This is a genomic window from Halovibrio variabilis (assembly GCF_007991175.1).
Taxonomy (GTDB): domain Bacteria; phylum Pseudomonadota; class Gammaproteobacteria; order Pseudomonadales; family Halomonadaceae; genus Vreelandella; species Vreelandella variabilis.
On sequence record NZ_BJXV01000012.1, the window covers coordinates 47,539 to 70,430 of the forward strand.

Here is a 22,892-nt window from a genome sequence, read left to right on the forward strand (position 1 = left end):
GCGGCAGCGTTATTGATTGGCGCGATGCTCAATCAGCTCATCCACCACCGACGGGTCGGCCAGGGTGCTGGTATCGCCCAGGCCATCGCACTCGTTGGCGGCAATCTTGCGCAGAATACGCCGCATGATTTTGCCTGAACGCGTTTTCGGCAAGCCTGGCGCCCACTGAATGATATCCGGTGAGGCAATCGGACCAATGTCTTTACGTACCCATTGGGTCAGCTCTTTTTTGAGTTCGTCCGACGCTTCGATGCCGTCACCCAGGGTGACATAAATGTAGATGCCTTGTCCCTTTATATCGTGCGGGAAACCCACCACGGCCGCTTCAGCGACGGCGCTGTGCGCGACCAGCGAGGATTCGATCTCAGCGGTGCCCATGCGGTGGCCCGATACGTTCAGGACATCATCGACGCGGCCAGTGATCCAGTAGTAACCATCCTCATCGCGGCGGCAACCGTCGCCAGTGAAGTACATGCCTTCGTAAGCCGAAAAGTAGGTTTGGATAAAGCGTTCGTGGTCGCCCCAGATAGAGCGCGCTTGTCCCGGCCAGGAGTCGAGAATCACCAAGTTACCTTCGGTGGCGCCCTCAAGAAGATGACCTTCGTTATCCACCAAGGCTGGCTTTACGCCAAAAAAGGCCGTGGTCGCCGAGCCGGGTTTGAGCGGCGTGGCGCCCGGTAGCGGGGTAATCATGATGCCGCCGGTTTCAGTTTGCCACCAGGTATCCACAATCGGGCACTGTTCGTTGCCGATAACACGGTAGAACCATTCCCAGGCCTCGGGGTTAATCGGCTCGCCCACCGAACCCAGCAAACGCAGGCTGTCGCGCTTGCTCGAATCCATGACGTTGTCGCCATGGGCCATCAGCGCGCGCACCGCGGTGGGCGCAGTGTAAAGAATATTCACCTTGTGCTTATCAACGATCTCACCCAAACGGCCGTGCGTCGGGTAGCTCGGCACACCCTCAAACATGAGGGTGGTTGCGCCGTTCGCCAAGGGGCCGTAAACGATGTAGCTATGGCCGGTCACCCAGCCCACGTCCGCGCTACACCAGTAAACCTCACCCTCATGGTAATCAAACACGTACTGATGGGTCATGGCGGCATAGAGCAGGTAGCCGCCGGAAGTGTGTTTTAAGCCTTTCGGCGCGCCGGTAGAGCCCGAGGTGTAGAGAATAAACAGCGGGTCTTCGGCGCCCATGGGCTCGGCTTCGCATTCGCCAGACTGCTGGTCGACCAGCTCGTCAAACCAAATATCGCGGCCGTCGTTCCAATCAATCTCGCCGCCGGTACGCTTCACCACCAGGACGTTTTTGCACACGTCGGTGCCTTCACGGGTCAAGGCGGCGTCTACGTTCTCTTTCAACGGCACGTGCTTGCCGCCACGCACCGATTCATCGGCGGTAATCACCAGCTTGGAGTCGGCACCAATCACTCGTTGAGCGACGGCATCGGGCGAGAAGCCGCCGAATACCACCGAGTGCACCGCGCCAATACGCGCACAGGCGAGCATGGCCATGGCGGCTTCGGGAATCATCGGCATATACAGCGTCACGGTATCGCCTTTGCCAACACCTAGCTCTTTGAGCGCGTTAGCCAGCTGATTGGTTCGGGTATACAGCTCACGATAGGTGATGTGCTTGGAATCTTTGGGGTCATCACCTTCCCAAATAATCGCCGTTTGATCGCCACGCTTATCTAGATGACGGTCAAGGCAGTTGGCGCTGACGTTGAGCAAGCCATCTTCAAACCACCGGATATCGACATTGTCACGCGCAAAGGAGGTATTTTTGATGTTGCTGGGCGGTTTAATCCAGTCAAGGCGTTTGGCTTGTTCAGCCCAGAAGCCTTCCGGGTCGTCCATCGACTGCTGGTACATGGCCGTGTACTTGGTTTTATCGACCCACGCATTGGCGGCAAAATCGTCGCGCACTGGATAGACGTTCTGTTGATCGCTCATAAAATTGCCTCTGGCCTCTGTCCGTAAATATGTCCGCAAATCTGTCCGTAAGAATGCACTCTCTACCTACAGAAAATATAGTCGATATTGTTCTTAGGCGTATCGACATCGATTAATGTCCCCCTAGCATAAACCTCCTCGCACGGCCTTCCCTTTAGACATTGGTATTATCACTTTTTATTTAAAAAACAGTAATTTATACACTAAAAAGGACTATTCTTCAGACCTATAGACCAAGGTCTTAGCGCAGTATCGGCACCGATAGCGGCGCCCGTTCACCACTAAAGTATGACGCCGCCGGGTAAAATGGTGGGTACGGCAGCCACACTGATAGCGATATGGCGCCGCCTGCGCCTGGCGAATATCAAACCGGTGGGTGACGCTGGGAGCTAGACCAAACAGGTCGCGCATCACCGTTTTCCATTCACGGCCGTGGGGCTTCAAGCGCGTTCCATGCGCCAGATGAAACACCAGCCAGTGGGCCATCTCATGGGGAATAACCTCATCGAAAAACGCCATGCGGTTTTCACTCAGCAACACTGGGTTCAGGCGTATACCGCCGCGACCCAGATGCGCCTGCCCAGCCGAGGCGCCGCGCAAATCAAACCATACCGTTGGCTGCGGCAACCCCGGGCTCACCTCTAGGCAGCGCCGCCAGGCCTGCTCGACGCGAACCAGCGCGGCTTGATGTAAATCGACGGGTGGCATAGTGGCCAGTTCCGCAGCTGGCCACGGAGGCAGTGGTGATGTCTTCATTAGTGATAAACTAGCCGTTATAAGTAGACATTGACCGATAGTTACCGATTCGCATTGACGAGGCTTGACTCATGGCAGAGCGTAGCGACACCCCCGACACGAACACGCCACCGCAGCCACTGCTCGACGACGAGCAGCTGGATAGACTGGACGACTTCCTGGACTCCGATCAAGTGGACGAAGACGCCCTGGATCTGATTTCAGCGCATGGCTTTTTAGTCGCGCTGGCGGTGGCCCCTAGCGAAGTGCCGCCTACCCAGTGGCTGGCTGAGCTGTTTCAGGGCGAACCCCGCTACGTCGATGACGCCGAACGGGATGAGATTATCACGCTGCTAACGCGCTTGCGTGACAATGCCGTCGCCGTGCTGGAGCAAGGCGGCTTACCGGAGCTGCCTTTCGAGTTAACCCTGGGCGGGGAGCCCGCCGAGGACACCCCTATCGGCGACTGGTGCGCGGGCTTTATGGAGGGCGTTTTCAGCGATGAAAGCGCCTGGTTCCAAGACGACGAGGAAGCCGCGGCCACCCTGCTGCTGCCGTTTATGCTGCTCTCTGGACTGTTCGACGATGAGCCGGACATGGCTGAACTGGCCAAGGATCAAGCCCGCCAGGAGTCGCTGGTCGTCCAGCTACCGGAACTGGTGCTGGATCTTTACCTGCACTATCGCGTACCGTCGGAAACCCCTAAACCCAAACCACGCAAGAAGACACCCTCTAAAGGCAAACAACGCTAACGCACTACCTTAGCCGCATGATCAGCGCATCCAGCACGCCGTAGAGCCACTCACGGGCGCGCTGCTTCCATGGCCGGGCCGCCCAAGCGGCGGCGTCTACTTCCTGGCTGGTGACGAAGTTGCGCTCGAACAGGGCGCGCACTTCACCTGCCAGTTGGCGGTCGACCACCTCCTGGTTGGCTTCCAGGTTCCAGTGCAAATTCCAATGATCAAAATTACACGAACCAATGCTTACCCACTCATCGGCAAGCACAAATTTGGCATGGATAAAGGTTGGCTGAAACTCGAAAATACGCACCCCGGCCTTGAGCATGGAGTGGTAAAAACGCTGGCTGGCAAAGCGGACACCGGGATGATCATGCTTTGTTCCCGGCAGCAGTAGGCGCACGTCAATGCCGCGCCGCGCCGCCCGAGCCAAGCGGCGACGCAGCGCAAAAGTGGGCACAAAATAGGGCGTACACAGCCACAGACACCGGCTAGAGCGGCTAACCCGGTAATGCAGCGAATGGCGAATCGCTTGATAGCGATAGCCGCGGGCCGACATTGCTCGCCCCGTCACGCCATTGGCATGCACCCGCGGCTTACGCTGTTCGGGCAGCGCGGCGGCCATGCCAGCGCGCTTGTCGCCGCGGGTGAGTCGTGAACGCCACAGCTGCCGAAACAGCTGCTCCCAGTCGGCCACTACCGGCCCATCGATACGCAAGGCAATTTCGTACCAAGCGCTGAGAAACGCATCCACCGCGCCAAAGCCACCGGTGAACGCCAGCTCGCCATCAATCACCAGCATTTTACGGTGATCGCGGCTCAGGTTACGGGCCAGGGAGTGAAAGCCTAAGGGGTTAAAAAAGCGTAGCTGCACACCGCCCTGCTGGAGGCGTTGGCGGTCGTCGTTGGCTAGCCCCATAGCGCCGTAGCCGTCGAGCAGCAGACACACACATACACCACGCTGGGCAGCGCCAATCAAGGCATCGATGACTTGGTCCGCAAGCTGCCCCGACTCCATCAGGTAGAGCTCTAGCAGTACATAGTACTCAGCGGCATTGACCGCCTCAAACATGGCCGGCAGAAACCGCGAGGCTTCCGGCAGCAGCGTAAATCGATTGCCTTTTCGCCACACGTTCTGCATGGATGCTCCTTGCCTTGCCACTGATGAGCTAGCGTACTAATGAACGATGGACATACAAATCGTAGCGGCTGGTTTTGCCCGCTAAGGTGTGTTGCGGGGCGGGGCCGGCAATCGGCGGCGCCTTACGTGGGCGTTTGACCACCACGCGGTGAGTGGCCACATCCAACGCCGCCTCAAGCAGCCGGGGGGCATCGTTGTCATCGCCGGCCAGCTGGCGAAACAAACGCATCTCTTTTTTTACCAGCGCCGATTTTTCACGATGGGGAAACATTGGGTCCAGATGGATCACCTGGGGGGAAAAATGGGCGCTGGCCACTAATGCCGCCAGGGAGTGCGCGGCATCGCCGTGACGCAGCGTCATGCGGGCAGCAATCTCCGCTGTGTCGCTATGCCGGGAGGCACGTTGCAGGCCATCCTCCAGCAGCGCCGCAATCGCCGCAACCCGCTCGATGAGCAGCACCTGAGCGCCCAAACTCGCCAACACAAAGGCATCGCGGCCCAGCCCCGCCGTGGCATCGACAATGCTGGGCGTCACGCCCTTGGCTAGCCCGCAGGCCTTGGCGACTAACTGCCCGCGCCCCCCGCCAAACTGGCGCCGATGAGCCGCCTTACCGGCAACAAAATCGACGCTCAGCGGTTTGCCGTAGCGTGCTTCATCGCCCATCAACACTAGCCGATCACCCTGCTGCGCTAGTGCAAGCTCGGCGGGCAGCGCCGTATCAACCGTGAACGTCATGCAGGCTTTTTCCAGGCCACGTCGTTGCGCAGATAAACCGGCTGAACCAAGTGGGCGGCCCGCCCCAGCCCGGCGGCAAAATCGCGCGCCGCCAGCCACGCCATTTCTTCAGCCCGCGGTTCAAGGTCATTTAACGACTGGGGCATGTTCAACTGCACCTCAGTGGAGAATTGCTCCCACAGCGTAAAGCCGCTGCCCACGCCGACCCAGTCGGTTTCATCGCCGGGTAAGCGTAGCGTCTCGGGGGCAAGCACGGCTTCAGCGCTCATCGCCGTGATGGTGTCTTTCAGGCAGTGCCAGGTGGCGACATAGACTTCCCCCATTCGGGCATCTAGCGCCGTGACGATGTGGCGGAGGTGGTAACGACGGTGCCCCTGAAGGGCCAGCGCCTCCAATGTAGACACACCCAGCAGCGGGCAATCCAAACCAAACGCGAGCCCCTGGGCGACACCCGCCGCAATACGCAGCCCGGTAAACGAACCCGGCCCACGGCCAAAGGCAACGGCATCAAGCTGGGAGGGCGACACTTGCGCCTCGGCAAGCACCGCATCGACCATCGGCATAAGGCGACGGGTATGCGCCCGTGGCGTCATCTCAAAACGCGCCAAGCACGCTGTGCCCGCATCGTCTTGGCGCAGCAGGGCCGCTGAACAGGCGCTTGAAGAAGCGTCCAGGGCAAGCAGATGTAACGGCATAGCAAAGGCCACTCGTAAGAAAGATGGCGGCATTATACCTTTGTCAGGCTAACACGACGATGGCCCGCATTAAGCGGGCCATCGGCAAAGGCGTAAAACGCGTTGGTTAGCTAAGCGCTTCTTTCACCTGACGAGTAATATCCGTCACGCTGCCCACGCCTTCAATACGGTGATACTCAGGGGCGTTTTCAGGGTCCTGCGCGGCCCACTGCTGGTAGTAATCCACCAGCGGTGCCGTTTGTTCGTGGTAAACCGACAGCCGGTTACGCACCGTGGACTCTTGATCGTCCTCCCGCTGAATCAGCGTTTCGCCGGTGACGTCATCTTTGCCCGGCTCTTTGGGCGGATTGTGCTCAACGTGATAAATCCGGCCCGAGGGCTGGTGCACACGGCGACCCGCCAAACGGTTGACGATTTCTTCATCAGGTACGGCAATTTCGACGACATGGTCCAGCTTAACGCCGCCCTCTTTCATGGCGTCGGCTTGCGGAATCGTGCGCGGAAAGCCATCGAACAGAAAACCATTCTCGCAGTCGGGCTGGCTGATGCGCTCTTTGACCAGGTCGATGATGATGTCATCGGAGACCAAGCCACCGCTGTTCATGATTTCTTTTACTTTCAGGCCCAGCTCAGTGCCTTCTTTAATGGCCGTGCGCAGCATATCGCCGGTGGAAATCTGAGGAATCTTGAAGCGCTCGCAAATAAACTGAGCTTGAGTTCCCTTCCCCGCGCCGGGGGCACCCAACAGGATTAAACGCATGGCACTGCTCCTTGAAGTTTAAAATATAATAATCGGTTAATGGACAATAACCGTGCCCCTCAAGCGACACAACTCCCCAAAAGCCTGAGAGACCCACTTTTATTGCACTTTTTTTAAGATAAATCAGCGAAGTGGTGTAAAACTACCACTTTGGTCGCCCTGCTGTCGGCTCAACAAACACAAGCGGCGCCCCGAGGGGCGCCGCTTGTTAAAGCACATCGCTACCCATTACAGCAGTAAACGACGAATATCGGTGAGTACATCGGCCAGGAAGGCGGTAAAGCGTGCCGCATCGGCGCCGTTAATCGCTCGGTGGTCATACGAAAGCGACAGCGGCATCATTAGCCGCGGCTGGAAGGCGCTGCCGTCCCACACCGGCTTCATCTGGGACTTGGACACGCCCAAAATAGCCACTTCCGGCGCGTTGACGATGGGCGTAAACGCCGTGCCACCAATCGAACCGAGGCTCGAAATCGTGAAGCAGCCGCCGGTCATCTCGTCGCGCTTGAGCTTTTTGGTCTGCGCTTTCTTGCCCAGATCGGCCATCTCCTTGGCAATCTCAATCAAGGATTTTTTATCGGCATCGCGCAGTACTGGCACCATCAGGCCATCGGGCGTGTCCACCGCGATCCCGATATGGACGTAGTCCTTCCATACCATGGTCTCGCCATCGCCCTTCAAGCTGACATTGAACTGCGGGAATTTACGCAGCGCAAAGGCACAGGCCTTGACCATAAAGGGCAGCGGCGTCAGCTTGGCGCCCTGGGCTTCGGCTTCGGCCTTCATTGCCTTACGGAAGGCTTCCAGCTCGGTGATATCGGCTTCGTCGAACTGGGTCACGTGGGGCACGTTCACCCAGCTGCGATGCAGGTTGGTTGCGCCCATCTTGAGCAGGCGCCCCATGGGCTTCTCTTCCACGTCACCAAACTGGCTAAAGTCGACTTCCGGGATCGGCGGAATACCCGAACCAGCGGTAGCCGCCGCGCCAGATTGGGCTTTACCTTGATTGGCAACCGCCTGCTTCACGTAGCTCTGCACGTCCTCTTTAAGCACGCGGTCTTTGGGGCCGCTAGGTTTGACCAGCTCCAAGTCGACACCCAGCTCGCGGGCCAGCATGCGCACCGCCGGTCCGGCGTGCACCAATTTGCCGTCACGCGGTTTGTGGGACGCCATCTGCGCTTCTGGGCTGGGCGTACCTGCCGGCGACGCAGCGGGCTTGCTCGGCTTGTCTTTTTCAGCTGCGGCTTTTTCAGGTGCGGCTTTTTTCGGTGCCGCTTGCTTACTCTTGGCATCCGCTTTAGCGCCCGCCACTTCCATATAGCCGATCACATCGCCTTCAGAGACCGTGTCGCCCTCTTTCACGGTAAGCTCAAGGAGCTTGCCTTTATAGGGGCTGGGCACGTCCATAGAGGCTTTGTCGGACTCTAAGGTAATCAACGGGTCTTCTTCGTTGACCTCGTCACCCGCTGCGACACCGATCTCGATAATCGGCACGTCAGAGGCGCCCGCAAGGTCCGGCACGCGAATTTCTTTGCGTTCCGGTTCGCCGCTGGCGGCTTCTTCTGGCGCGTCATCCTGTTCAGCCGCCGCCTGTGGCTCGCTGGCCTGGCTGGATGACGGCTCGTCAGAAGCGTCTTCGCTGTCGTCGCCGCCTTCGCCAGCAATCTCCATCTGGCCGATCACATCGCCTTCGGAAACCGTGTCGCCCTCTTTCACGGTAAAGCTCACGATCTTACCGCTATGGGGGCTGGGCACGTCCATGGAGGCTTTATCAGACTCCAGCGTGATCAGGGTATCTTCGGCCTCGACCGCATCGCCTTCGCTGACCGCGACTTCGATAATTTCGACGCTGTCGGAGCCGCCGAGATCCGGCACTGTGATATCCACCGTCTGCTTACCGCCGGCCGACTTTTTAGCCGCGGGCTTCTGCTCTTGCGGTGGCTCTTTAGACTGTTCTTGCGACGGCTCTTTCGGCGTGTCTTGTTTCGCTGGGGCTTCTTCTGGCTGGCTGTCAGACGAGGCCTCTGGTGTCTCGTCGCCGCCACCTTCGACTTCCAGCTCAACGATATCGTCCCCTTCGGAGACGCTATCGCCTTCTTTGACCAGTACTTTGAGTACCTTGCCGCCTTTCGGGGCCGGCACGTCCATGCTGGCTTTGTCGGATTCCAGCGTGATTAGGGTGTCTTCCGCTTCAATGACGTCGCCTTCTGACACCGCAATCTCGATGATTTCGACATCGGTATCGCCGCCGATATCGGGAACTTTGATGATTTCGCTACTCAAGGTCGCGCTCCTTCCAAATCGGATCGAGCCGGCGGGCAATTGCCCGCCGGGCAGCGGTTTAGCTAGTCAGCGGGTTAGGCTTATTGACATCAATGCCGTATTTTTTCAGCGCTTCGCCGACAAGCTTGCGATCAATGTCGCCACGTTCAGCCAACGCGCGTAGCGCCGCCACGATGACGAAGTAACGATCTACTTCGAAGAAGTAACGCAGCTTCTCGCGGGTGTCTGAACGGCCAAAGCCATCGGTACCCAGTACAGTGTAGTCACCCGGCACCCAGGCGCGCACTTGATCGGCATACAGCTTCATGTAGTCGGTCGACGCGATAACCGGGCCATCGCGGCCTTCCAGGCATTGAGTGACGTGGGGCTTATTGGCCTCGGCGTCCGGGCTTAGGAAGGCTTCACGGTCTAGCAGCAGCGCTTCACGACGCAGCTCGTTAAAGCTGGTCACACTCCAGATATCGGCGCCGATGCCCCAGTCTTTTTCGAGCAGCTCAGCGGCGGCTTCGACTTCGCGCAGAATAGTCCCCGAGCCCAGCAGCTGAACGCGGCCTTTGTCACCCTGGGTTTCGCGCAGCAGGTACATGCCTTTGACGATATCATCGGCGGGTACGTTTTCTAGCGCCGGGTGCTCGTAGTTCTCGTTCATGACCGTCAGGTAGTAGAAGCAGTTCTCCTTGTCGGTGAACATGCGCTTCAGACCATCTTGCATGATGACCGCCACTTCGTGCGCGTAGGTGGGGTCGTAGCTGCGGCAATTAGGTATGGTCGAGGCCTGAATCAAGCTGTGACCATCCTGGTGCTGCAAGCCTTCGCCGTTGAGCGTGGTGCGCCCTGCGGTGCCACCAACCATAAAGCCGCGCGCCTGCAAATCGCCTGCCGCCCAGGCCAGGTCGCCAATGCGCTGGAAGCCAAACATCGAGTAGTAGATGTAGAACGGCAGCAGTGTGACGTTGTTGTTGCTGTAAGACGTTGCCGCTGCGATCCACGCCGACATCGCGCCCGCTTCGGTAATGCCTTCCTCGAGGATCTGACCTTTCTGATCCTCGCGGTAGAACATGATCTGGCCTTTATCCACCGGCTCGTACTTTTGACCTTCCGAGGTGTAGATACCCAGCTGGCGGAACATGCCTTCCATACCGAAGGTACGTGCCTCGTCAGGGATAATCGGCACCACCTTCTTGCCTAGCTGCTTATCTTTCACCAAGCCGTTAAGAACCCGCACAAACGCCATGGTGGTCGACACTTCACGGCCTCTTGAGCCACCCATTTGCGAGGCAAAGGTTTTGTCTTCAAGGCTGGGGATCTCCAGCGCCTCAAAGTCGCTCTGACGGCTGGGCAAGTAGCCACCCAAACGTTCGCGCTGCAGATGCATGTACTTGAGCTCGGGAGAATCGTCTTCCGGCTTGTAGTACGGCACGTCTTTGAGCTGTTCATCGGTAATCGGAATGCCGAAGCGGTCGCGGAAAGTCTTCAGCGCCTCGTATTCCATGCTCTTGACCTGGTGCGCTTCGTTGGCAGCTTCGCCATCGCCGCTACCCATGCCGTAGCCTTTAATGGTGTGCGCCAGAATGACCGTGGGCTTGCCGTTAGAGGTATTCACCGCTTCGTTGTAAGCCGCGTAGACCTTGAACGGGTCGTGGCCACCACGGTTAAGCTTCCAGATATCCTCGTCAGAAAGGTCTTTGACCATCTCCTCGGTCTCTGGGTATTTACCGAAGAAGTGTTCGCGGGTATACGCACCGCCATTGGCCTTGTAGTTCTGGTACTCGCCGTCGACCGCTTCGTCCATACGCTTTTGAAGGATGCCTTTCTTATCCTTCTCGAACAGCGGATCCCAGTGACGGCCCCACACAACCTTGATCACGTTCCAGCCAGCGCCGCGGAAGACGCCTTCGAACTCGTCCATGACCCGTGAGTTACCGCGCACGGGGCCGTCAAGGCGCTGCAGGTTACAGTTGATGACAAAGATGAGGTTGTCGAGGTTTTCGCGACCCGCCAATGAAATAGCCCCCAGAGATTCCGGCTCGTCACACTCGCCGTCACCCATAAAGCACCAGATCTTGCGGTCGTACATGTCCTTCAGCTCACGGTGATGCAGGTACTTCATCACGTGTGCTTGATAAATCGCCTGAATGGGCCCTAACCCCATGGAAACGGTGGGGAACTGCCAGTAGTCCGGCATCAGCCAGGGGTGCGGGTAGGAGGAAAGACCGCCGCCATCGACTTCTTGGCGGAATTTATCCATCTGCTCTTCGCTCAGGCGGCCTTCCAGGAAGGAACGTGCGTAAATACCCGGCGCCACATGGCCTTGGATATAAATCAGGTCACCCGCAAAGTCGCCTTGCGGGGCGCGGAAGAAGTGGTTAAAGCCCACGTCATACAGCGTCGCCGAGGACATAAAGCTGGCAATGTGCCCACCCAGGCCCGGTTTGGCGCGGTTGTTACGAATAACCTGCGCAATCGCGTTATAGCGGATCAAAGAGCGAATGCGCCGCTCCATGAACAAATCACCCGGCATCGGCGCTTCGCGGTGAACCGGAATCGTATTACGGTGCGGGGTTGTCACCGAGAAGGGCACCTTCATCCCGTCCCGGCGCAGGCGATCCGCCAGGCGGGTCATCAGGTAGCGGGCACGATCTTCGCCCTCACGATCCAGCACCGATTCTAAGGAATCTATCCATTCCGTAGTTTCGGTCGGATCGAGATCTTCTCTTGTCTCCAGACTCATAGAGGTCTCTCCGAATGACGATAAATGACAATAAGCCCCGCTACCCCTGAGGGCCTGGGGCGGCGGCGGTGTCAGGATACCACCACACGCCAGTATTCAGCCGGCAAATGCACGCCGGATAAGGGTTTTCGCTCTACATTCAACAAGCTACGTACGTCTTGATGTAGTAAAGCTACACAAATGTATTAAAATAACTTGTTTAATACCCGAGAAGATACCGCAAAGTCGCCACGCTGCCAATTGCGTAGCTACCAAAAAGCCTATCGAAAACAAACTATTGCACCGCAACATAAGGGATAACGAAGGCAAGCACCACAACGTTTATCAGCACGACCAAGGTGCCCCAAGGTGTAGTCAAACTACCGTTTTATTTACTGTATAGAGAAGCACTTAAATCGACGTTAACGAGACATCTCATACTCCAAGCATTGCCGAAAATAAGCCCAATCAAACGCAAACCCAGGGTCGGTTTTACGCAGTGGCGCCACATGCGCATGACCGGTAATGCGCGCGCTGTTCAATTGCGGATAGCGTGCCATTAACCAGCTTATTGCCGCAACCAACGCGTTATATTGAGCTTGAGTGAAGGGTGTATGGTCGTCTCCTTCCAACTCAATACCCACCGAGAAATCGTTTAACGCCGTTCGCCAGCGGGCTTGATGCGCATCCCACCAGCAAGAGCGACCGGCATGCCACGCGCGCTGATCAGTATCCACAAACTGCACACACTCGCCGTCACGGCGGATCAGTAAGTGTGCCGATACGCGTAAATGGGCAATGTCGGCAAAAAACGGATGTTCATCGCTTGCCAGTTGATTGGTAAACAGTGCCTCAATCGCTGTACCGCTAAACTGACCTGGGGGAAGGCTTATCGCGTGAATGAGGAGCAGCGACACTTCGCCTGCGGGCCGAGCGTCGCAGTTCGGTGACTCAACGCAGCGTGCGCTTTCCCACCAACCGCCAGCGGGTCGTTTATTTTCCACGCGCAAGGTCTCCTTTAACGCTTTAAGCTAGCGCTTTGTTTAACTCTCTCTAAGCTAGCGCTTTGTTTCGCTATACTGAACATAATGCCCATCACACTCGACGACGTTGAGAGAATTCACTTATGCATTATCAATCCGCTCTTGCTGAAGAAATCCGCGCCAGCGCCGCTCGCCTACTGGCAGAAGACGTTGGTCCCGGTGATATTACCGCGCAATTGATCCCGGAGCACCAATGGGCCAGCGCCGAAATCATTACCCGTGAAGCCGCCGTGCTATGCGGGGTGCCCTGGGTGGATGAGCTATTTCGCCGCCTGGATAGCCGGGTAAGCCTGAACTGGCATGCCGCCGACGGCGATAAACTTGAAGCGGGTCAGTGCTTTTTGACCCTGGAAGGCCCCGCTCGCGTCCTACTTACGGGCGAGCGCGCGGCCCTTAATGTGCTGCAAACGCTGTCGGCCACCGCCACCGCTACCCGCGCTTACGTGGACGCAATTGAAGGCACCGGTGTGCGCTTGCTCGATACCCGCAAAACGCTACCCGGTATGCGCTTGGCACAAAAATACGCGGTTACCTGCGGTGGCGGGCACAACCACCGTATCGGTTTATGGGACGCTTTTTTGATTAAGGAGAACCATATTGCCGCCTGCGGGGGGATTCAAGCGGCGGTTGCTCTGGCGCGCAAGCTGGCCAGCGACCTGTCCGTGGAGGTAGAAGTAGAAACCTTTGAAGAGCTAGACCAGGCGCTGGCAGCCAGCGCTGATATCGTTATGCTCGACAACTTTGCCATTGAAGACCTGCACGTTGCCGTCGAAATTAACGGCGGTCGCGCCACATTAGAGGCCTCAGGCAACGTCGATGCCACCACCCTGCGGGCAATCGCCGAGACCGGCGTTGACTGCATTTCCAGCGGCGCCCTGACCAAAGACATCGCCTCAATTGACCTCTCCATGCGCATCACGCGCAGCTATAGCGTGTGACCGGTCAAGTCTCGACAGCCAAAAGCGGTTTGGCAAGCCGATAACGCTTGAGTGACTCCCCGCTGCGCTCCACCCACTGCTCGCCGTGGTTCTCCCAGCCGCGGCGCAGCAAACGGTCACAGAGCATTAAACTGGCCTCTATTTCCACCTGCCCCTTGCCCTGTTCGAGCAGTACCCGCTCGGCGTGTACCAGTAGCGTGGTGCCGATCCCGCGACCGGTAAGCGAAGGCCATACGTAAAGTGTTTCAACCCGCCCGGCGACTAAATCCAGCTCCAGAAACCCCACGCAGCGGCCATCGTAGGTGGCGACCAAGGTGGTGTAGAGCGCTTGGCGTGCGGCCCAGGCACTTGCCTCACGGGGTAAGGCGTTGGCCCATGCACGCCGCTCATCCAGCGTGTAGTGAGTCGCGGCGCCCTGCATAACAGCGTGATAAAACACTTCCGCTTGATCGGCAGCATCCTTTGCCATGGCGGCGCGATACACTACCCGCGCATTCGTTGGCGTCGACGCTTGATGCGCCTCGGTATTCGTCATGCTTCACCTCTGAGCTGTTCAGCAAATTGCCATCAAGAGCCGTTCGATCCCGCCTCAATGATCACGCTTAGCCTATCGGCTGCTTTATACTACGCGAACCACCCCCCGTTAAAGGCAGTGTGATGGACGATGCCCCCCACAGCGAGCACTTTACGCTGACCCCTATTGGCCATGTGGTTAGCGATTACCCGGATAAATTCGGCATCCCCCGCCAGCCGGGACTCGCTCCCGCCGCCAATGCCAGGCTCGTGCTCACCGCGCCCTACAATGATCCGCTGGCGGTGCGCGGCCTGGAAGACTTTAGCCATCTATGGCTAACCTTTATATTTCACCAAAGCCCTGAGCGCTGGGCGCCGTTAGTACGCCCACCACGCCTGGGCGGCAACCGTAAGGTCGGCGTGTTTGCCAGCCGTAGCACCCATCGCCCTAATCGGCTGGGATTATCGCTGGTAAAATTAGCCAGCATCGATACCCAACAAGGCATCGCTTTGCAGCTATTGGGCTGCGATTTAGTCAGCGGCACGCCGGTGGTCGATATCAAACCCTACCTACCCTGGGCCGAAGCGCATCCCCACGCTCAGGCTGGCTTTGCCCCTGAGACACCGTCACTCATGGCGGTCACCTTTCATCCAGCGGCACTGGATACGCTCGCCCAGCGCCAGGACAGCGCCACTCTGCTGGCATTAATCGAGCAGGTGCTGAGCCAAGACCCCAGGCCTGCCTACAAGCAGAAAAATACCGCGTCTGATCGCGTTTACGGCGTTCGCTTGCGCGATGTAGACGTTAAATTTCGTCAGCGCCTAAAAAACGAAGCCACCACCTTAGAGGTGGTGGCTATTGAGCCTTTCGCTGCCAATGGGAACGCTTAGCCGGGGAAGGTAATACCCAAACGGCGGCCCACTTCCTCGTAGGCTTCTATCACGCCGCCCAACCCTTGGCGAAAGCGGTCTTTATCCAGTTTCTCGCGGGTGTTGGCGTCCCATAGACGGCAGCCGTCGGGGGAGAATTCATCGCCCAGCACGACCTCGCCTTTAAAGACGCCAAACTCCAGCTTGTAATCCACCAGCAGCATATCGCCCTCAGCAAACAGCGCTTTGAGGATATGGTTAACCTTAAAGGTTAATAGCTTCATTTTGGCCAGCTGTTCGGGGGTTGCCCAACCAAAGGTCTCCGCCAGCGACTCGTTAATCATCGGGTCGCCTTTGTCGTCATTCTTTAAGAACAGCTCGAAGGTAGGCGGGTTGAGCGCTATGCCCTCTTCAACGCCGAGACGCTTGACCAGGCCACCGGCGGCGATATTGCGCACCACGCACTCTACCGGGATCATCTGCATTTTTTTAACCAGACTTTCCGTATCAGACAGCTGCTTTTCAAAATGAGTGGGAATGCCCGCTTCCTGGAGCCGCTGCATAATGAAGGCGTTAAAGACGTTATTAACCATTCCCTTGCGCGCCAGCGACTCCACTTTTTTGCCATCGAAGGCGCTGGTGTCATCGCGAAAATTGAGCACCAACAAATCCGCATCGTCGGTGGTATACACAGATTTCGCCTTACCGGCGTAGAGTTCTTGGCGCTTTTCCATGGGGACTCCGTAAGGGATCAAAAAATCAACAAATTAACGTAAATAGCCGGAGACACGCTCAAGCAGCTCGCGCTGATCATCGGCGCTGAATGCCCGCTCGCTGGCATTAATGGCGCGCAAAATCGTCTCGTCGCCGTTGCTCTCTAAGGCAAGCAGGATCTCTTGAGATACCTTGCGAACATCCGCGCTGAAAATGATCTGCAGCGGGTTACGGTTGCGCTCAGTTTCGGTCATATATTCAACCAGGAACTCGTGAGCACTGGGGTCGGCGGCAAGCAAGTCACGCTGACCTTCCTGGCTAAAATCGAGCTCAAGGTAGTGATTCAACTCAGCCCATACGCGATCAATCGGCTGCGGTATCACCACTTCCCACTCGTCGCCCTGCTGGCGAACCTGCATCGTTTGCTCATTGGTAAGGCGCTGAGCGGTCCAGGAAGAGGATAGGCTGGCAGACGCACTGCGCGCACTCAGGTGGCTTTCCAGCGCATCCAGGCAGCTAGCCAGGGTTTGTCCGCCGCGCAGGCAGCGTACTTCGCTGCTGCCTGCGCGCAATGCACTTTGTAAGCGTATCTCCGCCTGGGGCGTGATGATAACGCCCTGGGAAGCGCTACTCTGTTGTACGTTCAACTGGCGGCTGCGCACAAACTCTTCAAGCTGCGGCCAAACCGTACCGGTGTCGGCAGCCACCACTAGCCAGGTGCGATCACCGACTTCACGACGCTCAACGTAATCAGGCTCTAAACCGCTGCCAATCGCAAGCGACTGGGGCGGACGAATCTCTGCCGCTTCGTCAAGCCGTTCCCCTTGGGTGGCGGCTTGAGGAACCGGCAGCGCATCGCGGTAGCGTTGGGCATTGCGGGTCTCTGGCAACACCAAAGGCGGGGCAGGCGTGGCCTTGGTATAGTCCAAATTACGGTCGTCGTAAAAGCCCTCCCGGGCGCAACCAGAGAGCGCCACAGCTGCGGCGAGGGCCAGCGGAATCAATTTAAGCGCACGTTTTTCAAGCACAGAGCTCATCAAGCCACCTTAAGTCAACAAATCAGATACCCAGCTCAGCGATGCGTGAACTGGGTAACAAAGGGTATGGCGCCGGGCTACTCCTCGACGACGCCCGCCAGCTGCAGCGCTTCGCTGACCGTGGCGTGGTATTTCTCCGACAACCAGGTTAGCGGGAGACGAATACCAGCATCGGCATAGCCCATACGATGCAGCGCCCACTTCACGGGGATAGGGTTCGACTCTATTCCCAAGTTGGTATGCAGCGGCATCAAGCGCGTATTAATCTGGTGCGCCCTGTCAGAATCACCGGCCACGGCAGCCGCGCACAGGTCGTGCATCGCCTGGGGGGCAACGTTCGCCGTTACCGAGATATCGCCGTGGCCCCCCATCAACATAAAGTCGCAGGCAGTCGCATCGTCGCCGGAGTAGAGCATAAAACCGCTGCCCTTTAGGCGGGTAATTAGATCTTCCGCACGCTCCAGGTTCCCTGTAGCGTCTTTTAAACCAATGATGTTTTCGACGTCGGCCAAGCGTAGGACGGTTTCGTTGTATAAGTCGGAGCAGGTACGGCCCGGGACGTTATACAAAATGATCGGCAGTTTGCTGCCCTCGGCGACCGCTTTAAAGTGCTGATACAACCCTTCTTGGGTCGGTTTATTGTAATAAGGGCAAACTGACAAGCAGTAGTCGGCCCCTACGTCGCCCGCGTAGCGCGCCAGCTCAACCGCCTCTGACGTGGCGTTGGCCCCGGTGCCCGCGATGACGGGAATGCGACCATTCACTTCTTCAACCACGCTGCGAATCACGTCAAAGTGCTCCGCAAAAGACATGGTGGTAGGTTCGCCCGTGGTGCCCGCAGCTACAATGGCATCGGTGCCATTGTCGAGATGGAAGTTCACCAGACGACGAAGCGCCTCCCAGTCGATGTCGCCATTGACCTTCATAGGCGTCGCCAGGGCGACGATGCTGCCTGTGATCATCCGTTTATTCCTCACCAACCAAAGTGTGATATCAACTATTTATATGTTTACCCAAACCGAGCGCTGAGACGCTACATGGCATTAAGCGCCTTCATCGCCACGGGGGCAAATGGTACTCAGGCGATTCGAGCCTGTACAGCGTAAAGCGCTGTGAGTTTGCCGTCACGCTGTTTTGGGCTTTGACAACGCCACCCGGCTTGCGTGTAATCACCCAACACTCAACCTTAACACCCTCTCCCAATAAGGAAGTCTTATGTCTGTTGAAATTGGTCAACCCGTTGCTGATTTTTCCGCCCCGGCCACCGGTGACACCACCGTGACGCTGTCAGACCTGCGCGGCCAACAAGTCGTGGTGTACTTTTACCCCAAGGCCAGTACGCCCGGCTGTACCACCGAAGGGGGTGATTTCCGCGACCGCAAGCCCGCTTTCGATGCCGCCAACACGGTGATTCTTGGCGTCTCCCGGGATGGCCTACGTGCCCAGGAGAACTTTAAAGCCAAGCAGGCTTTCAATTTCGAGCTGATCTCTGACAAAGACGAAACCGTCTGCTCGCTCTTCGACGTCATCAAAACCAAGCAAATGTACGGTAAAGAACATCAGGGTATCGAGCGCAGCACTTTCCTAATCGATAAAAACGGCAAGTTAGCCAAAGAATGGCGTGGCGTAAAAGTGCCAGGCCACGTTGACGAAGTACTCGCCGCCGCTGAACAACTTAACGCTGCCAGCTAACCCTTTATGCCCGCGCTGGTGGTGACGCAGCGCGGGCGATGAATGCGCGGCTACTCACACTCGTCGGCCGTGGCTTGCAAGGCCCGCTTCTCTTGCCGCTCATGAATACCCCGCGGCCATGCGTAAATCAGAGCTTTTAAAAGCGTGGCCAAGGGTATCGCGAAGAAAATCCCCCAAAAGCCCCAAATACCGCCAAAGAACAGCACCGCGACAATAACCGACACCGGGTGAATATTATTGGTTTCGGAGAATAAAACCGGCGCTAATACATTGCCATCCAGCGCCTGGATCACACCGTAAGCTACTAAAATATAAACGAATTCATCGCTAAGGCCAACGTGGAACCCGGCCACGGCAGCAACGGGCAACGTTGCCACCGCCGCCCCTATATAAGGCACCAGCACCGAAAAACCCACCAAAACCGCCAGCAGCGCCGTATACGGCAAACCAAAGAAGGCAAAGGTGAAGAACGCTACCGTACCGACGATGATAATTTCAATGAATTTACCGCGGATGTAGTTGGCAATCTGATTGTCCATCTCGCGCCAAATCCGCGCTAAAAGCGTACGCTTTTGGGGTAGCAGCGAGAGCATAAAACCAACCAGCACGTCACGATCTTTGAGCATAAAAAAGACCAGGATCGGCACCAGCACCAAATAAATAATCAGCGCCATGATATTACCCAACGAGGCCAGCGACAGCGTTAAGGCACGCTGGCCTAACTGGCTAATCTCGCGGCTCGCCACGCCGATCCAGCTTTGCATTTGGTCCGGTGTAATGATGTTCGGATAGCGCGCTTGCAGCTCATCCAGCCACCCCTGCCCGCTGGCAAACATACGTGGCGTTTCCTGCACCAGCCCCACCATTTGATTCCAAATCAGCGGCATCAAAATAAAGGCTAGCGTTAGCAACACACTGATAAACGCTAAAAATACGATAATCACCGCAAGCAGGTGCGGCAGGCCTCGCCGTGTTAGCGCCCCCACGACACCTTGGAGCAGAAACGCAATCACCAGGGCGGTAAAAAACGGCGCCAACATACGCCCAAATAAGATAATGCCCGCAAAGCCTGCCACCAGCACGACCAACAAAATGAGCGCCTCCTCATCCGAGAAGTAACGCTCGACCCAGCTTCTAAGAATCGTGCGCAGGGTCATGGGCGCGAATCCCCGGCTTTACGAATCCAGTAAATATACACATTATCGTGCTGTTCGCGACCTTCCAGCGTGTGCGCACTCTGCTCGGTAAACGACGCCATATCGCGCCACGACCCCGCGTCAGTTGAGCGTATCTCAAGCAGTTGCCCAACCGCCAAGCCAGCCAAAGCCTGCTTGGCTTTTAACAAGGGCAACGGGCAGTGCAGGCCGCTCGCATCAAGTACCGTATCAGGCTGAAAGCCCCCAGCTTGCTCAGACCGTCTTTGTTCAGACATAGCCACTCCCTCAAAATGCCCTGCCTGTTCATGGCATGGATTTATAAATGGTGTTACATAAACGGATTACATAAACTGATTATTCAGCGATTGTTTTCACGAGGCCGTCGATTTAACGGCACTTCTGGGCCGTAATCAATGTCGTAGCCTAGCGACCACCTGTGAGGATGTTATGCCGACACTTCGTTCCGCTTACCCAGGCTGGCTGTGCGCGTTTGCGTTTGCCTGCGCCAGCCTACTGTTTAGCCCGCCAAGCATCGCCACCAATGCTGACGGCCTGCCCAGCCTGGGGGCCACTTCCACATCTGTCAGCAATGAAGAGTATCGCCTAGGCCGCGCGTGGTTACGCCAGTTTCGTGCTCAAGCTCCCCAGTGGCAAGACCCGATTGTAAGCGATTACCTGGAAAGCCTTATTGCCCGCCTCGCACCGCATAGCCAAATAGATAATCTGCGCACAGCCACTGTGATGGTCGACAACCGTTCGCTGAACGCCTTTGCCGTTCCTGGCGGCATCGTTGGTATTAACTCAGGGCTATTTGCATTCGCCGAAGATGAAGGGGCCTTTGTATCGGTCTTAGCGCACGAATTAGGCCACCTTTCTCAACGCCACTATGCCCGGCGCAGCGCACGCGCGGCACAAACCCAGCTGCCCGCCATGGCGGGCATGTTAGCCGGCATGCTGATTGCCGCAAGTGGCGGCGGTGACGCGGGTATAGCCGCGGCCATGGGCTCCCAAGCCGCGTTGATTCAGGACCAGCTCAGCTACTCGCGACTGTTTGAGCAAGAAGCCGACAACATCGGCCTGCAAGCCATGGCTGATGCAGGCTACGACCCCGACGCCATGGTGCGCATGTTTGCATCGATGCAGCGCATGGCCCGTCTGCAGGGCGACACGCCGCCTGAGTTCCTGCTCACCCACCCGGTCACCGACAGCCGTTTAACGGCGGCGCAGGATCGCGCCGCCCAGCTTCAAGTTGCCGATGCTTACACGAGCGACACGCTTTACGACATGATGCGCGCCCGTGCGCTGCTGAGCATCAATACCAACACACCGCAACAAGCCACCTCACGCCTTGCCCAGGAAGGCGCCGAACAAACCGCTCAGGACTACTTAGCCGCGCTGATTGATGCACGCAACGGCCAAACCGACAGTGCCCTGCAGCGCTTGGATCAGCTCGCCCGCGAACAGCCCGACTTTGCCGTGCTGCCCGCCTCTGCAGCGAGCGTCGCACTGAAAGCCGGCCGCTACAACGAGGCCATCCAGCGCAGCCAGCGACTGCTGCGGTTTATGCCCAACTATCTGCCGGCTCAGCTACTAATGGCCGAAGCGCAGCTTCAGCGCGACCCTCAGGCGGCTTACGACCTATTGCGCGACGTCACCGCTCAGTATCCGGAAAACCCTCAAGGATTTAACCTGTTGGCTGAAGCAGCCGGCCGCAGCGGACACGACAGCTGGGGCCACTTAGCGCGGGCCGAGCATCTTCAACTAACCGGCCGCGTCGATCGCGGCATTCGCCAGCTGTCTATCGCGCGGGAGGCGGCCGAGCGTGAAGGCAACACCCAGGCGCTGGCGCGTATCGAGCAGCGTAAAGAGGCCTTTATTGACTACCGCGAGGCGCTGGAAGATTTTAATTAACGCTGAACGGCAAGCCTAACAACGCCCGCACCGCAAAACGGCCGGGCGTTTTTCCGCCCGCGTGTTAGGCGTTAAAATTAAGCATCCGCTCAAGCGGTTTTAAGGCTTTTAGGCGCAGCGCTTCCTCCACCTGAATTTCGCCGCTGCCTTCGCGCAAGGCGCCCGCCAGATTGTCTAGGGCGTTCATGGCCATCCACGGGCAGTGCGCACAGCTGCGGCAGGTAGCCCCGTTACCCGCGGTTGGTGCCTCAAACAGCGTTTTATCGGGCACTGCCTGCTGCATCTTGAAAAAGATGCCCCGATCCGTCGCCACAATCAGCTTATCGTTAGGCAGCGCTTTGGCCGCCTTGATCAACTGCGAGGTTGAGCCTGCCACATCAGCCAGCCTTACCACCGGCTCGGGGGATTCGGGATGCACCAGCACCGCCGCGTCCGGGTAAAGACGCTTTAAATCCTCAACGCCTTTGGCCTTAAACTCTTCATGGACGATGCAGGCGCCGTCCCACATCAACATATCGGCGCCGGTTTTGTTCTGAATGTAGCCACCTAAATGCTTATCAGGGGCCCACAGAATTTTCTCGCCTTTTGCCTGCAGGTGTTCAATCACCTCGACGGCAATCGACGAGGTCACCACCCAATCCGCGCGCGCTTTAACTGCGGCAGAGGTATTGGCGTAGACCACCACGGTGCGATCAGGATGCGCATCGCAGAAAGCACTGAACGCGTCGGCCGGGCAGCCAATATCCAGCGAGCAGGTGGCCTCCAAGGTGGGCATCAGCACGCGCTTTTCGGGCGAGAGTATCTTGGCAGTTTCACCCATAAAACGAACACCGGCGACCACCAGAGTGGTGGCATCGTGGCGGGCACCAAAGCGCGCCATCTCTAGCGAGTCGGCGACACAGCCACCGGTCTCTTCCGCTAGCTGCTGAATCGCGTCGTCGGTGTAGTAATGGGCCACCAATACGGCATTATGGGCTTTCAACAGCCGCTTAATGTCGTCAACCCGGGCCTGATCTTCCGCGGGTATCCGGGTCGGGCAGTATGCAACGGGCAGCGGCGTATCAAACGCTGCTTGAGTAGTCATCATAGTCATCGTGTCTACCACTGTGACGAACAGGGAATCCCCCTGTTAAACACTGGGTCACGGCATCGGCACAAATGGCAGTGCCAATGCCGCTCGCTTGCGCGGTGGGCCGCTGCGTCTCTCGCGATGGCCTACCGCTTATCGGCACGGTTACTGGCTAAGCGTTACCGACGTTCA

General features: G+C 57.6%; 21 protein-coding genes. 5 read left to right on the forward strand and 16 right to left on the reverse strand.

Features of this window, described 5'->3' with window-relative positions; genetic code table 11:
* Window positions 1-9 precede the first annotated feature (9 nt).
* Window positions 10-1,959 carry an acetate--CoA ligase gene (acs, locus tag HVA01_RS11600; RefSeq protein WP_146875574.1) on the reverse strand — a complete coding sequence of 650 codons (1,950 nt, stop codon included), beginning with the start codon at window positions 1,957-1,959 and terminating at the stop codon, window positions 10-12.
* 213 nt (window positions 1,960-2,172) lie between these two features.
* Window positions 2,173-2,667, reverse strand: a complete 495-nt coding sequence (locus HVA01_RS11605) for a SprT family zinc-dependent metalloprotease (RefSeq protein ID WP_371860146.1) — start codon at window positions 2,665-2,667, stop codon at window positions 2,173-2,175.
* A gap of 119 nt (window positions 2,668-2,786) precedes the next feature.
* Between HVA01_RS11605 and HVA01_RS11610 the strand changes: the two genes are divergently transcribed.
* Window positions 2,787-3,446: a YecA/YgfB family protein gene (locus HVA01_RS11610; protein WP_146875576.1), complete on the forward strand. Its 660-nt coding sequence runs from the start codon at window positions 2,787-2,789 to the stop codon at window positions 3,444-3,446.
* A gap of 4 nt (window positions 3,447-3,450) precedes the next feature.
* Here HVA01_RS11610 and HVA01_RS11615 read toward each other — a convergent pair whose 3' ends face one another.
* From HVA01_RS11615 to ampD, 7 genes are all read right to left on the reverse strand, one after another.
* Entirely contained in the window at window positions 3,451-4,572 is a 1,122-nt protein-coding gene (locus HVA01_RS11615) for a phospholipase D-like domain-containing protein (protein WP_146875577.1), read from the reverse strand.
* 28 nt (window positions 4,573-4,600) lie between these two features.
* Window positions 4,601-5,308 carry a class I SAM-dependent methyltransferase gene (locus HVA01_RS11620; RefSeq protein ID WP_146875578.1) on the reverse strand — a complete coding sequence of 236 codons (708 nt, stop codon included), beginning with the start codon at window positions 5,306-5,308 and terminating at the stop codon, window positions 4,601-4,603.
* Window positions 5,305-6,003 carry a tRNA (adenosine(37)-N6)-threonylcarbamoyltransferase complex dimerization subunit type 1 TsaB gene (gene tsaB / locus HVA01_RS11625; RefSeq protein WP_146875579.1) on the reverse strand — a complete coding sequence of 233 codons (699 nt, stop codon included), beginning with the start codon at window positions 6,001-6,003 and terminating at the stop codon, window positions 5,305-5,307. The genes HVA01_RS11620 and tsaB overlap by 4 nt, the downstream gene beginning before the upstream one ends.
* Window positions 6,004-6,109: 106 nt before the next feature.
* Window positions 6,110-6,763, reverse strand: coding sequence for an adenylate kinase (gene adk / locus HVA01_RS11630; RefSeq protein ID WP_146875580.1), 654 nt, complete (start codon window positions 6,761-6,763; stop codon window positions 6,110-6,112).
* A gap of 228 nt (window positions 6,764-6,991) precedes the next feature.
* Entirely contained in the window at window positions 6,992-9,046 is a 2,055-nt protein-coding gene (aceF, locus tag HVA01_RS11635; RefSeq protein WP_146875581.1) for a pyruvate dehydrogenase complex dihydrolipoyllysine-residue acetyltransferase, read from the reverse strand.
* Between the two features lie 58 nt (window positions 9,047-9,104).
* Window positions 9,105-11,777 (reverse strand): pyruvate dehydrogenase (acetyl-transferring), homodimeric type, encoded by a 2,673-nt coding sequence (gene aceE, locus HVA01_RS11640; protein ID WP_146875582.1) that lies wholly within the window; start codon window positions 11,775-11,777, stop codon window positions 9,105-9,107.
* A 401-nt stretch (window positions 11,778-12,178) separates the two neighbouring features.
* Window positions 12,179-12,760: a 1,6-anhydro-N-acetylmuramyl-L-alanine amidase AmpD gene (gene ampD / locus HVA01_RS11645; protein WP_146875583.1), complete on the reverse strand. Its 582-nt coding sequence runs from the start codon at window positions 12,758-12,760 to the stop codon at window positions 12,179-12,181.
* A 122-nt stretch (window positions 12,761-12,882) separates the two neighbouring features.
* On the opposite strand from ampD, the gene nadC reads away from it, so the two are divergent.
* Window positions 12,883-13,737, forward strand: coding sequence for a carboxylating nicotinate-nucleotide diphosphorylase (gene nadC / locus HVA01_RS11650; RefSeq protein ID WP_146875584.1), 855 nt, complete (start codon window positions 12,883-12,885; stop codon window positions 13,735-13,737).
* Between the two features lie 4 nt (window positions 13,738-13,741).
* Here the strand turns inward: nadC and HVA01_RS11655 are convergent, their stop codons facing one another.
* Entirely contained in the window at window positions 13,742-14,272 is a 531-nt protein-coding gene (locus HVA01_RS11655) for a GNAT family N-acetyltransferase (RefSeq protein ID WP_146875585.1), read from the reverse strand.
* 122 nt (window positions 14,273-14,394) lie between these two features.
* Here HVA01_RS11655 and tsaA point away from each other — a divergent pair, with 122 nt between their 5' ends.
* Window positions 14,395-15,141, forward strand: coding sequence for a tRNA (N6-threonylcarbamoyladenosine(37)-N6)-methyltransferase TrmO (tsaA, locus tag HVA01_RS11660; protein WP_146875586.1), 747 nt, complete (start codon window positions 14,395-14,397; stop codon window positions 15,139-15,141).
* On the opposite strand, the gene purC is transcribed toward tsaA, so the two are convergent.
* From purC to dapA, 3 genes are all read right to left on the reverse strand, one after another.
* Window positions 15,138-15,854 carry a phosphoribosylaminoimidazolesuccinocarboxamide synthase gene (gene purC / locus HVA01_RS11665; protein ID WP_146875587.1) on the reverse strand — a complete coding sequence of 239 codons (717 nt, stop codon included), beginning with the start codon at window positions 15,852-15,854 and terminating at the stop codon, window positions 15,138-15,140. The two genes, tsaA and purC, sit on opposite strands and share 4 nt — an antisense overlap.
* Before the next feature lie 33 nt (window positions 15,855-15,887).
* On the reverse strand, window positions 15,888-16,871 hold the full coding sequence (locus tag HVA01_RS11670; protein WP_146875588.1) for an outer membrane protein assembly factor BamC: 984 nt from the start codon (window positions 16,869-16,871) through the stop codon (window positions 15,888-15,890).
* A 77-nt stretch (window positions 16,872-16,948) separates the two neighbouring features.
* On the reverse strand, window positions 16,949-17,833 hold the full coding sequence (gene dapA / locus HVA01_RS11675) for a 4-hydroxy-tetrahydrodipicolinate synthase (protein ID WP_146875589.1): 885 nt from the start codon (window positions 17,831-17,833) through the stop codon (window positions 16,949-16,951).
* Between the two features lie 253 nt (window positions 17,834-18,086).
* On the opposite strand from dapA, the gene HVA01_RS11680 reads away from it, so the two are divergent.
* On the forward strand, window positions 18,087-18,563 hold the full coding sequence (locus HVA01_RS11680) for a peroxiredoxin (protein WP_146875590.1): 477 nt from the start codon (window positions 18,087-18,089) through the stop codon (window positions 18,561-18,563).
* 50 nt (window positions 18,564-18,613) lie between these two features.
* On the opposite strand, the gene HVA01_RS11685 is transcribed toward HVA01_RS11680, so the two are convergent.
* A complete protein-coding gene (locus HVA01_RS11685) occupies window positions 18,614-19,720 on the reverse strand; it encodes an AI-2E family transporter (RefSeq protein WP_146875591.1) in 1,107 nt (368 codons plus the stop codon).
* Complete coding sequence (locus HVA01_RS11690; RefSeq protein WP_146875592.1) at window positions 19,717-19,995, reverse strand: sulfurtransferase TusA family protein; 279 nt, start codon at window positions 19,993-19,995, stop codon at window positions 19,717-19,719. The genes HVA01_RS11685 and HVA01_RS11690 overlap by 4 nt, the downstream gene beginning before the upstream one ends.
* 172 nt (window positions 19,996-20,167) lie before the next feature.
* Between HVA01_RS11690 and HVA01_RS11695 the strand changes: the two genes are divergently transcribed.
* Window positions 20,168-21,631 (forward strand): M48 family metalloprotease, encoded by a 1,464-nt coding sequence (locus HVA01_RS11695; protein WP_146875593.1) that lies wholly within the window; start codon window positions 20,168-20,170, stop codon window positions 21,629-21,631.
* 64 nt (window positions 21,632-21,695) lie between these two features.
* On the opposite strand, the gene nadA is transcribed toward HVA01_RS11695, so the two are convergent.
* Entirely contained in the window at window positions 21,696-22,724 is a 1,029-nt protein-coding gene (nadA, locus tag HVA01_RS11700) for a quinolinate synthase NadA (protein ID WP_146875594.1), read from the reverse strand.
* Window positions 22,725-22,892 lie beyond the last annotated feature (168 nt).

Coding starts and splice junctions, on each gene's coding strand:
- tsaB (WP_146875579.1), bottom strand. CDS start 6,003: ATGCCGTTACATCTGCTTGCCCTGGACGCTTCTTCAAGCGCCTGTTCA.
- acs (WP_146875574.1), bottom strand. CDS start 1,959: ATGAGCGATCAACAGAACGTCTATCCAGTGCGCGACGATTTTGCCGCC.
- dapA (WP_146875589.1), bottom strand. CDS start 17,833: ATGATCACAGGCAGCATCGTCGCCCTGGCGACGCCTATGAAGGTCAAT.
- purC (WP_146875587.1), bottom strand. CDS start 15,854: ATGGAAAAGCGCCAAGAACTCTACGCCGGTAAGGCGAAATCTGTGTAT.
- HVA01_RS11655 (WP_146875585.1), bottom strand. CDS start 14,272: ATGACGAATACCGAGGCGCATCAAGCGTCGACGCCAACGAATGCGCGG.
- adk (WP_146875580.1), bottom strand. CDS start 6,763: ATGCGTTTAATCCTGTTGGGTGCCCCCGGCGCGGGGAAGGGAACTCAA.
- aceE (WP_146875582.1), bottom strand. CDS start 11,777: ATGAGTCTGGAGACAAGAGAAGATCTCGATCCGACCGAAACTACGGAA.
- tsaA (WP_146875586.1), top strand. CDS start 14,395: ATGGACGATGCCCCCCACAGCGAGCACTTTACGCTGACCCCTATTGGC.
- HVA01_RS11670 (WP_146875588.1), bottom strand. CDS start 16,871: ATGAGCTCTGTGCTTGAAAAACGTGCGCTTAAATTGATTCCGCTGGCC.
- HVA01_RS11620 (WP_146875578.1), bottom strand. CDS start 5,308: ATGACGTTCACGGTTGATACGGCGCTGCCCGCCGAGCTTGCACTAGCG.
- nadA (WP_146875594.1), bottom strand. CDS start 22,724: ATGACTATGATGACTACTCAAGCAGCGTTTGATACGCCGCTGCCCGTT.
- HVA01_RS11680 (WP_146875590.1), top strand. CDS start 18,087: ATGTCTGTTGAAATTGGTCAACCCGTTGCTGATTTTTCCGCCCCGGCC.
- HVA01_RS11605 (WP_371860146.1), bottom strand. CDS start 2,667: ATGCCACCCGTCGATTTACATCAAGCCGCGCTGGTTCGCGTCGAGCAG.
- nadC (WP_146875584.1), top strand. CDS start 12,883: ATGCATTATCAATCCGCTCTTGCTGAAGAAATCCGCGCCAGCGCCGCT.
- HVA01_RS11685 (WP_146875591.1), bottom strand. CDS start 19,720: ATGACCCTGCGCACGATTCTTAGAAGCTGGGTCGAGCGTTACTTCTCG.
- HVA01_RS11695 (WP_146875593.1), top strand. CDS start 20,168: ATGCCGACACTTCGTTCCGCTTACCCAGGCTGGCTGTGCGCGTTTGCG.
- HVA01_RS11610 (WP_146875576.1), top strand. CDS start 2,787: ATGGCAGAGCGTAGCGACACCCCCGACACGAACACGCCACCGCAGCCA.
- HVA01_RS11615 (WP_146875577.1), bottom strand. CDS start 4,572: ATGCAGAACGTGTGGCGAAAAGGCAATCGATTTACGCTGCTGCCGGAA.
- HVA01_RS11690 (WP_146875592.1), bottom strand. CDS start 19,995: ATGTCTGAACAAAGACGGTCTGAGCAAGCTGGGGGCTTTCAGCCTGAT.